The 16,925-nt window shown below is 54.2% G+C and carries 13 protein-coding genes; 6 read left to right on the plus strand and 7 right to left on the minus strand.

Going from position 1 to position 16,925, the window contains the following annotated elements; translation table 11 throughout:
* From AABZ39_19100 to AABZ39_19125, 6 genes are all read left to right on the plus strand, one after another.
* On the plus strand, positions 1-483 hold a 483-nt coding region (locus AABZ39_19100; GenBank protein MEK6796889.1), incomplete at its 5' end, for a hypothetical protein.
* Positions 484-515: 32 nt separating this feature from the next.
* Entirely contained in the window at positions 516-3,107 is a 2,592-nt protein-coding gene (locus AABZ39_19105) for a LamG-like jellyroll fold domain-containing protein (protein ID MEK6796890.1), read from the plus strand.
* A 15-nt stretch (positions 3,108-3,122) separates the two neighbouring features.
* Positions 3,123-5,846, plus strand: a complete 2,724-nt coding sequence (locus AABZ39_19110) for a right-handed parallel beta-helix repeat-containing protein (protein ID MEK6796891.1) — start codon at positions 3,123-3,125, stop codon at positions 5,844-5,846.
* 69 nt (positions 5,847-5,915) lie between these two features.
* Entirely contained in the window at positions 5,916-7,088 is a 1,173-nt protein-coding gene (locus tag AABZ39_19115; GenBank protein MEK6796892.1) for a carbohydrate binding domain-containing protein, read from the plus strand.
* Positions 7,089-7,176: 88 nt separating this feature from the next.
* On the plus strand, positions 7,177-9,063 hold the full coding sequence (locus tag AABZ39_19120; GenBank protein MEK6796893.1) for an SGNH/GDSL hydrolase family protein: 1,887 nt from the start codon (positions 7,177-7,179) through the stop codon (positions 9,061-9,063).
* Between the two features lie 3 nt (positions 9,064-9,066).
* Positions 9,067-10,881, plus strand: a complete 1,815-nt coding sequence (locus AABZ39_19125) for an acetylxylan esterase (GenBank protein ID MEK6796894.1) — start codon at positions 9,067-9,069, stop codon at positions 10,879-10,881.
* Positions 10,882-10,979: 98 nt separating this feature from the next.
* Here the strand turns inward: AABZ39_19125 and AABZ39_19130 are convergent, their stop codons facing one another.
* The 7 genes from AABZ39_19130 to AABZ39_19160 all read right to left on the minus strand — a co-directional run bounded on the left by AABZ39_19130 (position 10,980) and on the right by AABZ39_19160 (position 16,583).
* A complete protein-coding gene (locus AABZ39_19130) occupies positions 10,980-13,400 on the minus strand; it encodes an alpha-L-rhamnosidase (GenBank protein ID MEK6796895.1) in 2,421 nt (806 codons plus the stop codon).
* 25 nt (positions 13,401-13,425) lie between these two features.
* Entirely contained in the window at positions 13,426-13,899 is a 474-nt protein-coding gene (locus AABZ39_19135) for an isoprenylcysteine carboxylmethyltransferase family protein (protein ID MEK6796896.1), read from the minus strand.
* Between the two features lie 14 nt (positions 13,900-13,913).
* Positions 13,914-14,543, minus strand: coding sequence for a DUF3795 domain-containing protein (locus AABZ39_19140; GenBank protein MEK6796897.1), 630 nt, complete (start codon positions 14,541-14,543; stop codon positions 13,914-13,916).
* Entirely contained in the window at positions 14,500-14,778 is a 279-nt protein-coding gene (locus tag AABZ39_19145; GenBank protein MEK6796898.1) for a DUF1287 domain-containing protein, read from the minus strand. Before AABZ39_19145 ends, AABZ39_19140 begins: the two co-directional genes overlap by 44 nt.
* Entirely contained in the window at positions 14,775-15,089 is a 315-nt protein-coding gene (locus AABZ39_19150; protein ID MEK6796899.1) for a DUF1287 domain-containing protein, read from the minus strand. Before AABZ39_19150 ends, AABZ39_19145 begins: the two co-directional genes overlap by 4 nt.
* Before the next feature lie 206 nt (positions 15,090-15,295).
* Positions 15,296-15,991, minus strand: coding sequence for a hypothetical protein (locus AABZ39_19155; GenBank protein MEK6796900.1), 696 nt, complete (start codon positions 15,989-15,991; stop codon positions 15,296-15,298).
* A complete protein-coding gene (locus tag AABZ39_19160; GenBank protein MEK6796901.1) occupies positions 15,960-16,583 on the minus strand; it encodes a GrpB family protein in 624 nt (207 codons plus the stop codon). The genes AABZ39_19155 and AABZ39_19160 overlap by 32 nt, the downstream gene beginning before the upstream one ends.
* Between the last annotated feature and the right edge of the window lie 342 nt (positions 16,584-16,925).

The raw sequence follows: 16,925 nt of genomic DNA on the forward strand, positions 1-16,925 counted from the left end.
GCGCTTAAGGCTGTTGATCGCAAGGGGATCGCAAAATCGTTCTACCCGTACATGACGACGATGTTCTCGAAGCATCACGACACGGGCACGGTCATCTTCTCCTGCGACGTGAAACAGAAAGCGTCGCTCCCCGCCATGCTCGATATCAATTTCCGCGACTACTCAAAGCGCATAAGCCCGAAGAAGGAGTTCAACGCCTCGCCGGGGGTGGCGTTCCTCGCCGACGGATCGATAAAGACCGGCGATACGCTCATCACGACGGCGCCGCTCGGCACATGGGTGCATGTGGATATCACGTTCTCTCTTTCCGGAGATGCGAGGACAGCGATGATAGCGGTAACGCTCGCCGACGGGACGAAGAAGGATGCGAATGTGCCGGTGAGCCCGGAATTCGCCGCATTAAGCTGGGTTGGCTTCATACTCGGCGACGACATCGACGGGATATGCTATATCGACAATATTTCGCTTGCGGTTAAAAAATAGCGTATGCTGTTCGGCACACGAGGTACATAACGATGCAGAAAAAAAGAAGTGTAGCGATCATTGCATTCTGGTGCATCATAATGGCCATGCCTCTGGCTGCTGATACACTGCAAGGTCCGTATCTCGCCTGGGATCTGGACGAGCTTGACGGCATCGCAATGAAGGCAAAGTCGCCGACCGGACGCTCCTTCGCTGCCGCGGTCATGGGGAACGCCGTTCTGGCTGAAGGCAAGTTCGGCAAAGCGCTGCAATTCGACGGTGCATCGACCTATGCCGTTGTCACGCTCGGAAAGCGGGAGCAGGTGCTGCTCAATCAGGGGGATTTCGCCGTCATGCTGTGGGTGAACCCGGACTCGGTCACCGGCAGGCGTCCGCTCATCGTCAAACGTACATCCAATAATGCGACAAGTCTCGCACTGACGATACGCGGAAAATTGTTCGTGTTCGAAGCATGCGACAAGAACGGCAAATGGTCATATATCTGCAATTCAGAAAGGACGACGATCGCGCCGGGTGTGTGGACGCATTGTGCGGCGGTCATCGAGGAAGGGAAGCAGGTGAAGCTCTATATCAATGGAGCGCTTGTCAAAACACATCCGGTCACCGCTCCCCTCGCATTCAATAATGAGAACATGCAGATCGGGAAGGATGTCTGGGGCGGTGATCCGGAATCGGCGAAGACACCGGGATTCTTCGCAGGGCGCATCGACGAGATACGATTCTTTCCACGGGCGCTTTCCGCTGCTGAGATCGCATCCGCTGCTGCCGGTACTGCGGAACTCTCCTCAGAGAATGTATTCACTGAGCCGGCCGCCGTCGAAGCGCCGAGCCCGTGGATCGCGGAACGCGGCAGTCTTCCGAATTTCATGCAAACCCTCGCGGCCGGTACCCCGGCCCGTATCATGTATCTCGGCGGCGGTGTGACGGAACATGCAGACAGCCCGTACCCGGGATATGCAGCACGGACAACACAGTACCTGCGAAAAATCTTCCCGAAGGCGCAGCTCACCGAAAACAATCAGGGTATTGCACGGACCGCATCATGGGCCGGCGCATGCCGCACGTATGACGATATCATCAATTACGGTCCGCATGTCCCCATCGGTCTTGTCGTGATCGAGTTCGCATCGGAGGATGCCTCCGAACCTGAAGAACGGGTCCTCGCCGCGATGGAGGGTATCGTTCGGCAGATACGCAGCAGGACGCCGAAAGCGGATATCATGTTCGCCTACTCGTTCTCGCCGTCCGACATCGATGCGTACCGGAAAGGCGGTATCCCGAAAAGCGTGCAATGGCATGAACGCATCGCCGAACAGTACGGCATACCGAGCGTCAACATGGGAATGTATGCCGCGCAGAGATCCGGCGTTCTCCCCGCAAACTTTTTCGCACGCGGCGCGTTGCCGTCGGAGCTCGGTTGTGCGGCCTATGCGGAATCGATGGCGCAGTTCTTCGATCGCTGCAAAGACCGTCCCGCGAAAATGTCCGCCGACACGCTTCGCACTGCGCTCGCGCCATACTCCATGGAACGCGGGCGGGTTGAACCGTATGCAAAGGCGGCGATAGAGACCGGCTGGCTTGATTGGCAGGAGAGCCCCGTCGCCCGATTCTATCACGTCGTGCGCAGCGAAGAGCCCGGGCCGGCACTTACGTTCCGATTCCAGGGCGATCGGATCGGCATATTCGGGGTTGCGGGGCCGGACAGCGGCGACTTAGAATACTCTGTCAACGGCGGTGCATGGACACTGAAAAAGATATTCGACAGATCGGCGGCGGGATACAGGACATACGCCGAGCTCTTCGCCGAACATCTTGATCCATTGGCAACGAACACGATCGCGCTGCGTGTCGCCTCGGCGATCCCCGAGGGAAGCACGGGACGCTGGGCACGGATTGCGTTCTTTCTCGTCAACGGTGCCGCGGTGTACGATGACCCGTTCAAGAACATGACGCCGCTCGAGAAGATCGACGCGATCTATGCATCAATGAAGCCGGTATCATATATCGCGCCTGCCGACCGCTGGGCGCGCATACCGAGAACGATGAAGCGCCTGCAGGATGGGGGCACAGTGCGCATCGTCATGCTCGGGGACAGCATAGTCAACGACACATCGAGTTCACTGTATGAACACCTGCTCATGCGGATGTACCCGAAGTGTACCGTGGAGAAGATAACGTCCGTCCGAGGAAGCACCGGATGCTGGTGGTATAAGGATGAGAACCGCGTCAATGACTATGTACTCAAGCACAAGCCGGACCTCCTCATGATCGGCGGCATAAGCCAGCGTGACGATGTCGCTTCCATACGCGACGTCATCAAACAGGTGCGCGCAGCCATTGACGTCGAGGTGTTGCTCATGACCGGTGCGTTCGGCAATACCGATCCGCGTACCGATACATCATGGACATTCACCGTGGACCCGAAGGGGACGAATTATCGAAGCGCTCTCATGAAGCTCGCTTCAGAAGAGAACGCGGAATACATCGATATGACCGGTCCGTGGGGGCAGTATATACGCGAGAACGATGCGCTCGGGGCGTTCAAGCGCGATCGTGTCCATGCGAACGACCGCGGGAAACAGATACTCGGGCGCATCCTTGAACGATATTTTTCACCGAAATAGTACGAGGAGATCACGATGAAACACATTCCGATCCTGATCGCAGCGTTCTTCGCGGCAGGCTGCATCATCAATGCCGAAACATTCTTTGTCTCCACGAACGGTAACGACGCGAACCCCGGGAGTTTTGCGCAGCCGTTCGCGACCCCGGCGAAAGCGCGCGATGCGATACGTGCGGCGAAGAAGAAGGGCGCCGTCGGTCCGTTCGCTGTGGAATTGCGAGGCGGTGTGTACGCGCTTGCGGAGACGCTCTCGTTCACGCCGGAAGATTCAGGTTCGGCAGCGGCACCGGTGGTCTGGCGTTCATACACGAACGAGAAAGCGCTTGTGAGCGGCGGGAGGATCGTTACCGGTATCGCGGAGACCAGTGTGAACGGCAGGCGCTGCTGGAAGACCGTGATCACCGACGTCAGGGACGGCCGGTGGTATTTCCGGCAGCTTTTTGTTTCGCCGAAGGGAGACAGCATGTACTTGAGGCGCTTCCGCCCGCATATCGGCATGCATATCGTCGCCGGGCTCACCGATTCCGAGCAGAAAAAGGCGATGGCGCATCGTGCCGCGCAGAAGGATTTTGTTTTCTATCCCGGCGATATCCGGGAATGGAACAATCGCTCCGACGTCGAGATCGTGGCGCTCCATGAGTGGAGCTCCTCGCGGCTCCGTATCGAACGGATCGATATGAAAAAGAACATCGTCGAGTTCACCGGATTTCCGACGTTCCGCATCGGACACTGGTGGCCGGGCGCGCATAATCCGTACTTCGTGGAGAACGTAGAGGAAGCGCTCGACGAACCGGGAGAATGGTATATCGACCGGAAGACCGGCGCGTTCACCTATTTGCCGATGGAAGGCGAAACGCTTCGTGCATCGCGCATCATCGCACCCGCGCTCCCCGTGATACTCGCCATGACCGGGGACTATTCGAACCGGGCGTTCGTGTCGCATATCATCTTCAGCAATATCGTGTTCGCACATAATGATTCCCCGCTGCCGCGCGAGGGCTACGGCGGATCGCAGGGGCATCCGGATCTTCCAGCGGCGATAGAACTTGTCGGAGCGGAGCATTGCTCATTCATCCGTTCGACCATAGCGCACACCGGGAATTACGGATTGAGCATCGGCCTCGGCTGTCACGGCGATCGCGTGACAGGATGCCGTATCTTCGATCTTTCCGGCGGCGGCATCAAGGTCGGCGATATTCGGATGAACACGAAAGCGGAATATCCCGAGCTCCCGACGGACAATGTCATCGAGAACTCGTCAATATCCGACGGCGGCATCATGTATTTTTCGGCGAACGCGATATGGGCGGGCATCGTGCGCGGCACCGTCATACGTCACAACGATATCGCGAATTTCGCGTATGCAGGGATCGCCGTCGGGTGGAGTTGGAACGACACGCCGACATCATGCGCGTCGAACATCATCGAACAGAATATGATACGCCGCGTATGCACGCTCCTCGCCGACGGCGCGAGCATATACACGCTCGGACGGCAGCCGGGAACGATAATACGCGGGAATGTGCTCCGCGACAACGAAAAAAGCCCCTTCGCCCGCGAGCACTGGCAGCTCGGCCTCTATCTCGATGAAGGGTCATCGCAGATGCTCGTCGAGAACAACATCGTGTACAGGGTCGGCACGCACGGCTTCAATATGAACGGCGGGGCGGAGAACATCATCCGCAACAATATCCTCGGGCCGGTGTACGGGAACCATGCGCCGTACATCAGGTGCTACAAAAAGCCGTACGCGCGTTCGAATACCTTCACGCACAATATATCCTTCTGCGACAGCACCAATCTCGCCGACGATGCGTGGGACAAGGCGCTCTTTGACTGTAGCTCGAACATCTACTGGAATATCGAGAACAGGAAGTTCGCTTTCATGGGGAAGTCGTTCGCAGAGTGGCAGGCTTCGGGACAGGACAGAGGATCGATCGTCGCCGACCCGCTTTACGAAGCACCGGAGAGAATGGATTATCGCCTCAAGATGTCATCGCCGGCGAAGAAGATCGGGTTTAAGCCCTTCGAGGTGACCGCGGGGCTTCAAGCCGCATATAAGGATGTTGCGGTATCTATGCCGGTCACGCGGCCGCCGGTCTATGCGATGAAAATGCCGGATATCCCCGAATCGATACTTGCACCGGCAGTGAATGCTGTTTCTTTCACGGCGAAACATATCGCAACGCCGCCGCGCATTGACGGCGTCGTCAGTGACGGCGAGTGGCCTGCACCGATCGTGATGGAAGAGACGCCGATGCGCGTAAAGATAACCACGCCGCCATGTTCCGCCTTCATGAGCCATGACAACACTACGCTCTATTGCGCGGTATCGGTTCCCTGCGACACGGAGAAAATAAAAAAGGGATCGCAGTGGGGCGCTTCCGACGGCGTGGAGATATGCATCGCCGCCGTCAAGGGCACGATGCTTGAGCGCGTCTTTGTGCTCCACGGATTTTCCGACGGAGGACATACAAGCGTCCCCGACGGCGGGGCGAATACGGACGCGGTGAAAAAGATGGGCGATGCCGTTCGCCATGCGGCGAAGACGGGCAACGGGCGCTGGGTCTCGGAATGGGCGATACCGCTTGCATCGCTCGGGGTAACGGCGTCACCGGGGATGAAACTCGGGTTCAACATCGGCGTGCGGCGCACCGAGAAAAGCGAATGGGTCAATCTTGTCGGTACGCGCGGCGCGACGTTCCAGCTTTACAATGCTGGATATTGCGTTCTGGAGTAGCACCAAATGCAGCAGGCTAACATGAGATATCATTTGACGAAAGAGAACGGACGATAGTAGGAGTTGAAAATGAGGAACACATGGAATATCATATGGATGGGAGTGCTCATCATGGCATCACTGGCAGCATACGATCATCCGCGTGAAGGTACGGAATGGACGATAACCTACGTCTATAACGCGACTGACAACAAACTACCGCGCGTGCTCCTTGTCGGCGATTCCATCTGCAACGGGTATCAATCGATGACACGCGATGAGCTTGCCGGTACGGCATATGTCGGCTTCTATGCGACATCGAAATGCGTGAGCGACCGTTCGTACCTGAAAGAACTCTCGTTCATCATGAATGAATACGAGTATGCGGTCATTCATTTCAACAATGGACTGCACAGTCTCAACACGCCGCCGGACGAATGGGAGAAAGCGCTGCGTGCGGCGTTCGCGCTTATCCGCAAGGAACGCCCGAAGGCAAAGCTCGTGTGGTGTTCCTCAACACCGTTAAAGGATGCGGCGCTTACTGAGAAGGCGAAGGTGCTCAATGAGATCGGCGCGAAGGTCGCCGCGGAATTCGAGCTCCCCGTGAACGATCTTTTCTCGCTCATGGACGGCCTTGACCGCGCGAAATACTGGACGGACACCTTTCATCATAACACCGATGCGAAGAAGATGCAGGCGAAACAGGTGGCAGATTCCGTCCGCGCGCATCTCGGCGGAAAGACAGCGACGAAAGAGGAAGCGGCCGCCGCTTTGGCGCGCGCGGCAAGCGATACCGGCCCCGACGGAAAAATAACGATAAGCAGTGCAGCACCCTCGGTACGCGACGGCTCATTTGATACCGCTGCAGACTGGAGCCTTTATCCGACCGCAAAGCCGGACGTCATTACGCTGGAATACGTGAATGAGGATGGCGCATCGGGGAAATGCGCGAAGATCACGCTCGGCAAAGCGGGCGGCCAATTCTATCAGTCAAGACCGGCACTGATTCCCGGCGCATCGTATACGCTCTCACTGCGCGTGAAGGGAAGCGGTGCGCAGAAGATACAGGCGCATGTCCGCACGCAGAAGCCGCCGTATCAGTTCTACGGCGATAAGACATTCGATGTCGGCACGGAGTGGACGGAAGTAAGCACCATCATCAGCGTTCCGGCGGAATATAAAGCGGATGAGCATGTTCTTTTCTTTGTGCCGCAGACACCGGGAACGTATTTTATCGATGATGTGAGGATAATGAAGCAATAACATTTCCAAATACTTACAATTCCTTCCAAAAAATGCATTTACGTACAGGACATTATCTTATATACTAGGTCCATCGAGGTGGAATATGATGATGCGATGCATTCTCCTGACATTCGCAGCTGTTATGCTCTGGTCACAGGCACCGAAGTATGAACACGACATCGCGATCGTCGAGGAATTGCGTGCACGCGACGGGCTGCCGAATGTGTTCGCGAAACTTGCTGGAGGGAAAGAAACGCGCATCGCGTATCTGGGCGGAAGCATCACCGCCGCCGGCGGGAGCGAGGATACGGGCGGCGGCTGGCGCGGAAAATCGCTTGCGTGGTTCAAAAAAGAATTCCCCTCGGCGAATATCATCGAGATCAACGCCGCTATCGGCGGCACCGGCTCCGACTACGGAGCGTTCCGTATCCATGAACATGTGCTCAAACACAACCCCGATATCGTTTTTGTGGAATTCCGCGTGAACGGCGGCGGCGCTGCGGAGCTTCGCTCGGTGGAAGGCATAGTCCGTCAGATATGGAATAAAGACCCATCGACCGATATCTGCTTCGTATACACGCTCAGTCACACTATGCTCCCCACGATACAGGCAGGAAGTAATACGGGATTCGGTTCCGTGATGGAGCGCATCGCGAACCACTACGGCATACCGAGCGTGGATTACGGTCCCGAAGTCAGCCGGCTTGAAAAGGAAGGCGCGCTTATCTTCAAAGGGAAAGAACCCGCGCCGGAAGGAAAGATACTTTTCTCGACCGACGGTGTGCACCCATTGATCGAGAGCGGACACAATGTCTACAAAACGGTCATCACACGCTCGCTCGCTGCCATGAAAGAGACCGGTACGGCAGGCAAACACATCACCCCTGAGGCCATCGATGCGATGAATTGGGAAAAAGCGAAGATGGCAAATCTTACCGATGTTGCGCTCTCCGGCGGCTGGTTCACCGTCGATATGACGAGCGACCCCATCGCATCGCGGTTCAAAACGTTCATGCCGACCATAGTGAAATGCAATAAGATAGGCGAATCGATAACGTTGAAATTCAACGGCACCGTCGCGGGCGCTGTCGATCTTGTCGGACCGAACACCGGTCAGATCAAGGTAAGCGTCGACGGTCAGCCATCGGTGCTGCGCCAGCGCTTCGATCATTACTGCACGTATCACCGCACGCAGTTCTTCTTTCTTCCGGAGCTTCCCGCAGGAGATCATACCGTACGCTTTGAGATAGCGGAGCCCATCACCAATAAAGCTGAGATATTAAAAAGGAACGGCAATAAGATAGATGACCCAAACCGCTACGCGGATAATATGTGGTATGTCGGGAGCTTCATGATACTCGGCGATATCGATCCGTCATTCGCGGGAAAATTCAAGCTCCCGCCTGCAGCCCCGAAAGAGCGCATCGACTACGATTTCGAGAACGAGGCCGTCGGGACGCGCACGGCGAAGGGCGGCGTGAACGAAGAGGGCGCGGGCACGATACGCATCACCGATGCGGCGGCTGCCGGCGGAACGAAGTCGCTCATGTTCACCGATACAGAAGGGATAAAGCCGTATAATCCGCATCTCTTCTATAGCATGAATTACACTGCCGGGAAAATAAGGATATCCTGCGATGTGATGAACAGTGCTGAAAAGCCGGCGCAGTTCGAGATAGAAGCGCGTGATTATTCGCAGGGCGGCTACATCACCGGGCCGAAGGTCACGGTCACTGCCGACGGCGCATTGACCATCGGTACGGCCGAGGCGGGTGCGCTTGCGAAAGGACAGTGGTCGCATATTGAAATGGTATTCGCCGTGAACGGTGCCAAGACATTCGACTGTACGATCACCGGCGGCGCGTCGGTAAAGAAGACCGTGCCGTTCGTCTCGGAGAAATTCAAGGCGCTCACCTGGTTCGGTTTCATAAGCTCCGGGACCGCCGCGGCGAACTGGTATATTGACAATGTAAAGATCGATGAGGTACAATAGACCATGATAAAATATATCGTTCTTATTGTATCATCTGCGATAGTCTTCGCCGGGGAGCCGTATCGCTTTCCGTGGGACCTGACAGCGCTCGGTACGACACCGGCAGTATTCCCCGCTGACGATGTCGACCTTACCGGCGTCTCCGTCGACGGCGTTCGGCCGCTCTTTTTCGAGGGACAACCGTATAAGGGGAATCCCACGCGTGTGTTCGCGTGGTACGGCGCGCCGAAGGGCGGATCGAAATACCCCGCGATGGTCGTCGTGCACGGCGGCGGCGGCACCGCGTTCGCGCGCTGGGTGAAGATATGGAATGACAAAGGATATGCAGCCATAGCCGTTGATACCGCCGGAGCAGTACCGTCGACGAATAAGAGCGGCCGTGTGCGCCACGCCTCTGCGGGCCCGGACGGCTGGGGCGGTTTCACGCAGATCGACGATCCCATCGAGGATCAATGGAGCTATCATGCGGTAGCCGCCGTTGTACGCGCACACTCGCTCATACGTTCGTATCCCGAAGTTGACGCATCGCGCATCGGTATTACCGGCATATCATGGGGCGGATATCTTACCTCGATGTGCGCCGGAGTGGACAGTCGATTCGCACTTGCCATGCCGGTGTACGGCTGCGGGTTCTATCAGTACAACAGCACGTGGACGGATCCATTGAAAGGTATGGGTGAACGCGGCGAAAAATGGGTGTCGCTCTGGGACGCATCGACGTATCTCTCCAACGCACGCATGCCGATGCTGTGGCTTAACGGCACCGTCGATCATTTCTTCCACATGCCGTCATGGCAGCGTTCCTATCGTGCTGCGCCGGGGACGAGCAATTTCGTTCTGCGCGTCGGCATGCCGCACGGCCACGATTCAGGATGGGCGCCCGCTGAACTCTATCGCTTCGCCGATGCTGTCATGAAGAACGGGATGCCGCTCCCGAAAGTCACCGCTCAGAACGACGACGGCAAGAACGCATCGATACGATTCTCATCCGTAAAGCCCGTCGTCGAGGCGGAATTCAATTATACCGCGGATGCGGGTGAATGGGAAAAGCGGCGATGGAAAACATCGTATGCAGCGCTCGATGGAAAGAACGGTGCATCGATACCCTTACCGCCGGAAGCGCGCGTCCATTATTTCAATATCGTCGATGCCGAAGGCTGCATGGTCAGCTCCGAGCATGTGGAGCGTGAGCCCGCCGGAACGGCCGCCGCTGACGGCAGGCGCGTACTCATCGATGAGAATTATGACAATCGCGTCGTCGGGCGTGATGTGAACGGCGCCGACGGCATCGACAAGGCCAAGGGTGCGGTGATCTGCATCAGCGACGAAGCGGCCGCGAGCGGAAAGCAGTCGCTCAAATTCGTCGATGTGCCGGGGCTTACGCGCGCATGGCTCCCGCTTCGGAACATCTACTTCAAGGGTGCCGAAACGGTGACGAATGGTACGGTCACATTCTCATTCGCGTTCCGCAACAGCAAGGCATACCCCGCGAACTTCACCGTTGAGATGCGCGACTACCGCACGTCGCAGTTCAAGACCGGGCCGAAGCTCGACTTCATGAGCGATGGCAGCCTCAAGGCAGGCGACACCGAAGTTGCCGTACTCCCGTTCGATACGTGGACGCGCATCGCGCTCAAATTCACGTTCGGCGCTGAGAAAGAATATCGACTTACGGTGTTCGGCGACGGGGTAAAGAAGAACATCATGGTGCCGTTCTCAAGCACGGATTTCCTTTCACTCGGCTGGCTCGGTTTCGTCATGTATAATGAGACGAATGCCGTTGTGTATATGGATGATGTAAGGCTGACGGCGGAATAAACCCCTCTCCCCTTTTGAAGGCGTGCGCCAAGGATGGCGCAGCTGGCGGCGGCCATGGATGGCCAAAGCCGCTACGGAAAGGGGTTGGGGGTTAGATGTTATTTGTTACGCATCCGTATCGTATTCTTCCCCGCCGCTAACATTTTCTTCTTCCCCGCAAAGTGAAGATCCCCCTCCAATCCCGGCGGCAATGTTATCGTGCCGGCGAGTCCGTTCTCGCATATCAGATCGAAGGCGATATGCTTTCCACGGATCGGCATTTTCCCTTTCAGGAATGAAAGCGATGCCGGCTGCGGGCGTATTATCACACGCTTACAACCGATACCATCGGGGCGTATTCCGGCGAGCGTGGCGAAGTAATGATACACGGGGTGTGCTCCCCAGGCATGGCAGTCGGAACGCGTAGGCTCAGGCGATTCGAACGTGGTTGAGAAGCCTTTCTCTGCAAGCGTTTCCCAGAGCGACAGACGTTCAAGCACGACATCGGTCATGCCGACGGCACCGAGCGCTTCGAAGAGATAATGACTGAAATAGATCGTCGCTTTCGATATAGTCGAATGGGAACACATGCGCTTCATCAAAGATCGTGCGGCGGCGCCCTTCACTGCGCCGGAGAGCACGGCAAGGCATTGCGCATGCTCGGAGAAATTCTTGTGTTCGAGATCATCGGTGAAAAGACCGGTGCGCTTATCGTAGAACTTTTTCGTGGCCGCGCTCACGATAGCGGCGGCCCTGTCGCGGCAGCGCTCCGCAAGGGCGGCTTCACCCATACTGTCCTCAAGTTCCGCCGTTCGATGGAGCGTATACGCCATGTGCAGGTTCAGTATCGATGAGAATTCCCCCCGCGACGGTTCGCCGCCGGAAGGTATGCCTGCACGCCAGCCGCTTACCCAATCGACGAAATTCCATCCATCGGGAGAGCGTATCAGCCCGCTCTCTTCCTGACGTGACAGCCAATGCTCAACGACAGCGCGTACTCCCGGCATACGCTCGCGGACGAATACCGCATCTCCGCGCCACATCGCGAAATCATGGACCATCGCTATCCACCAGAGCGAGAACGGCGGTATTACCTGCACGGTGCGGCTCGGATAGCGCGAAGCGGTGAGCCCCGACGGTGAACGCGAGTAATCGAAGAGCTCCATGCACTTCCGCGCAAGAGCGTCCTCGTCCGCCGACACATAGGCGACAAGCGACTGCAGCCGCGTATCGCCGACATAATTGAGGCGCTCGTAGTACGGACAGTCCATGCTCGTGTCATGCGAGCACATTGCGAGCGTACGGAGCGCGATGGGAAGCACCTGCGCATGCGCTTTCTGCGATGAATCGAATGCCGCCGAGAAGCGGTACGGGAAATGCGTCTCGATGAGCGAGAACGATGCGATAGTGAGTGATACATCACCGGTGGCGATATATATCTCGATGTATCGCCCTGCATGGAACGTATGCGGCTGATACGTATGCTCGCTCTGCCCTGCGATGAAATGAAAGCCGAAGCCGAAAAAGCATTTTCCGTCCATCTCGCCGCGATGACCTTTCGCCGATGACCGTTTCTTTGCTGCGGCATCGTATTCATAGAGCGATTCCGCGAACGATACGCGTACGGACGATTTCTCACCGGCGCAGGCGATGACAGGGTACACGCAATAGTAGTTCTCAAGATCGATGATGACGCGCCGTGTCGTACGTGCTGCTATCGTGAGCGGCCCCCGGCCGGACAAGAGCTCCTGCCATGGGCGCATATCGGTTTCGATGCGTTTCGCCGTATCAACGCTGATGGATGTATCCCCGTCAGCGCATGCATCGATATGGCGTACCGTCCCGGCATGTATCTCCTTCTCGTACATCGGCGGGAGCGCGGCGGCGCGGAGTATCCACCACGGGCGCGACTCGCGGCAATTACTGGCGAGCGCCGATGTTTCAATCGTACGCACCGCCAGCCAGGGCCCCGATCGGCCCGCATCAAGCTCGTCATCCGCCTTCGTACCGTCGATGAAAAGCTGTGCACCGGTAGCGAAGTAGAGATGATCGCGCTCGAAATCGGCGAATGAATAGCCGGGGCGAACCGCATATTCCCATGCGGCAACCCCCGTCGATATCCGTTCATTCGCCTCGCCCTCGGCGAATACGAGAAGCGCAGGGCGATGCGACAATTGCGCCTCGGCTGCCGGTGCTGAAGCGGCTATCCACCAGAGGCGGATAACGATGCTGTGCTCGCCCGGCTCGGATGACAGTTCATACGATTCATACATCCAGTGTTTGAGGTCGGAACGTTCTACGCCGCGCCCGGCGAATTCTCCGTCGATGAAAAGTTCATATCGCTGATCCGCCGACAGATGCAGACGTATCTTTTCCGCCGAAGCACTTTGGAATTTCAGACGGAACACGAGCGCCGTCGATGTATCGATCTCGTGCGTCCGCGGGCCCACCCATCGCGCGGGCCATGCCGGCGTTTCGAAACGATATTCGCTCTTGTCGCCGAGCGGGTCTTTCGTTACCGATATCCTTCGCGTTCTCATGCCGTCTCCATTGGAAAACTTTTTGCTACAGGTATCGCCGCACTTTTTTCGTATAATCGATATACTTTTTCCCGAAACGATTTTTCAGGAACCGCTCTTCGCCGAGTATGATGAAATGATAGGTGATGATGCTGTACACGCCCATCAGTATGAACACGATGTGTATCGTATTGAGCATCGCGGCAAGCGTAAGGAGATGCAATCCGATATACATGGGGTTGCGGCTCAATCGATATATCCCTTTCGACTTGAACGTCGTCTTTTCCGGCGGGAGGCCGAGGCGTACCGATGCCCCCAGGTTTATGAGGCTTACCATGATGAAGAGCGCTCCGATACCGAGCAATACATACGATGCGATCACAAGCGGCTGATACCGCAGCCCGCCCAGAACGTTGATGTTCAGAAGATCGAGAAGCAGCACGACCCAGAGAATATAGCCGCAGGATTTACCCGTGTAAAATACTACCGGGTTGATCGTTGTTTTGCCGATGATGCTCATAGTCACTCCTTACTCTATCGTACGTTCTTCACGTGCAGCTTGCCGCTGTGCACGGCGCCGCCCGTTCGCTTTTTCGCTGTGCTCCCTTGAACACCTTCGCGCCATACATGCCGGCAATGCAGGCATTGCGGCCTGTGAACACAGAGTATTTTCCCGCATTCGGGGCACACCCACCGCTTCTCCTCGCGCCGCAGGAATTCCCGTATTCCGGATCTTTTTATGGATTCCAGATTATCGATCATGCTCATGCCGTATCTCGTTCGATACCGTTCATCGATATGCGTTATCCTTTTGCAGGGATACGATGCACACGCATGGCAATAGATGAGTTTCCCCTTCACCGCCATTGTGCAATTCCGTATCTTGCATCGATCCGTTGAATCGAATCGCTTCCCCTTTTTCGCGCGGCACCCGCAGCATCCGTTCTTTTCCCTTTCAAAGGCAAGGCAAAGGCGGCAGTCCATTCCGCACAATGCGATCAATCCCTTTCCTATTCTATTCTCACTTATATGCGAAATCTTCATGCTGATACTTCCCGAGCGGTTGTACAATGGTGGCATATGATCGTTCTCTCCGACCGCCTGCCCTGCGGTATTCTTTTCACCATCGGTAATGGCCGATGATCGTATAAGAATACAGCACATCCTCGTTTTTTGCACCGGAGCCGATATTGTGTACGACAGTATATCTGTTCTTCGCGAATACGACCTTTTCTTTTGATACGATGCCCACATGCAGCCGCCCGCTTTTCAATCGCCATGCGACGATGTCGCCGGGGATATACTTTTCGTTCGTCGAGACGCCCTTCCCCATCCTTTCCAGATATTTCGTGACATACTCCACCCTTCTGTGATCGATATTTTTATCGGGCGCGGTCATTTTATACCTGTTGGGATATTTATCGAGCTCGCCTTCAGATCTTCGTGTATCTCCTTTTGCAGATCAATATTGATCCCTCTCAGTGCGCGAATTATCACATCGGTGCATACGCCTTTCTCTATCGGCACGTCCCCCATGGGATAATCAAGTTTCACATACTCGGGGTCATAGGTCAAAGTTCTGCCCACCTGCCGCATCGCATTCACCGCGATCATATTCCGGGTATCATCAACCGGGGCGGCATGCAATATGAGCGATATGGCCATTATCGCTGCAATTTTCATTTCCAGCCGCCTACCGGACACGTTCATTGATCACCCTCCTCTCTGCCAGCCATTTCCTGCACGCGGCGCACAACTCGTTCTCTTTATCCACCGTCAGGACCGTTCCCTTTGCATCCATCATTATGCAGCCATAATTCGTACAATGTTCGTACATATACTTGGCGTCCCAGCGGAAGGGTCAGCGGCAAGTGTACTCATTTGTCGGCTCCACCCGCTTGTTGGGCGAAATATTATTACCATTTTAGTAATTCAATTTTATATGTGGTTTGATTTTTTATATATTCGTTAAAACTATATTTTGTATCAACTATTGAGTTGTGCTGCAATATTAAATCAACTCCTGGATACCAAAATGCTAATCGTGTCGTGGCCAATACACAAATACCCATTAAAATGCCATCCCTTATAAATGAAGGTACTAACAATTGTCCTAATATCATTAACAATCCAAGTGAGTCGTAACCTTCAAGCCAGATCAATGGATATGGTGCAACCTCTTTATTAATATAAACATTATTATTTGCAGCATAAAAATATCCAATTCCAGGTCCCAATATGTGTAGTAATAAGAATACACCAATGTTTTTCATATATTCCTCACTAGTTCGAATAATATTTTTCTCGTTAAGTTGTTGATTCAAACATGTTCCATAAACTTGAATTGCAAAATAATTATAAGAACTAATTTGCAGAGACGTGGATTCATTTGTAAGTTTAAATAATTCTATTTTTAAGTCATACTTATTTTGATTATCATTAATATTTTTGTTTACTTCTTCAATGCTGTTTTTTACATCATTGTAATTTCTATTTACTATAATATTTGTCTTATAAATTGTACATGTCATTAAGCATGTACAGGCTATGGTAATAATTATATTATTAATATATTTCATTTTATATTCGCCCAACGGAAGGGTGAGCGGCAAGTGTACTCACTTGTCCGCTCCACCCGCTTGTTAGGCGAAATTTTGGGCATCTTCCTTTCGTTTCTGCGCGCGCTCTTGCTTTCTTTATAATCTTCTGAATGTACTCGTCTTTGCCCTTTCCATATTCCTTTTTATCATTGGGATAGGTGCTTGCTAATTGCATTTTTAATTTTTCATATTCTAAGGCACATGTGAGATTTTCCCTCATATAGTCACGAAACAGAATGTGATCAGCTATTTCTTTATGTCCCTCTTCGTAGGCATGAATGTGATAAACGCGTTCACCATTAATGTCTTTTTGGAAATACCTACGACCTGATATTCCATTTTCTCCTTTGACTTCATAGCCTTTACCTAGCAAAATAGAAGAGAAGGTATCAAGCCTTTCCAATTGCTTGGTGACAATCATAATGTCAATAATTGGTTTTGCTTTAATGGTGCCAATGGCTGTACTTCCCACATGATGTATTGCGACAAGATTATCATTCAACATATCAACCCATAACTGACTTTCGGCGTTGTACTTGTTAAGCCATTCTTCGGTATATTCAGTAAGTATTACATTTCTCTTTAAATATGGTTCTTTTTTCATGTTTCTTTTCCGCGCGCGCATTTTGCCTTTGGTTTTAGCTGCCCAAACAATTTCGCCTAACATTCAATATGCAGAAATATCGAAAATAGCTTACGCAACCAATTTCCCATCCATAAACTATAGGGCGGAACAGGAAAAATGTCAAAAATAGCTCGTCTCCCAATTCCTCACATAGGGATAAAGAGAAACCACGGAGATCACAGAGAAAAGACAGAGAAAGAACAGAAGGGGAATTAAACATTTTCACCCGAAAGATGATACCTGCTGCGCATTATCCTCCATACTCCTCATTGCATTCTCATACATTCTCTGTGCCCTCCGTGGTTTTATTTTCTTACGTGA

It is taken from the genome of Spirochaetota bacterium (genome assembly GCA_038043445.1).
GTDB lineage: Bacteria > Spirochaetota > Brachyspiria > Brachyspirales > JACRPF01 > JBBTBY01.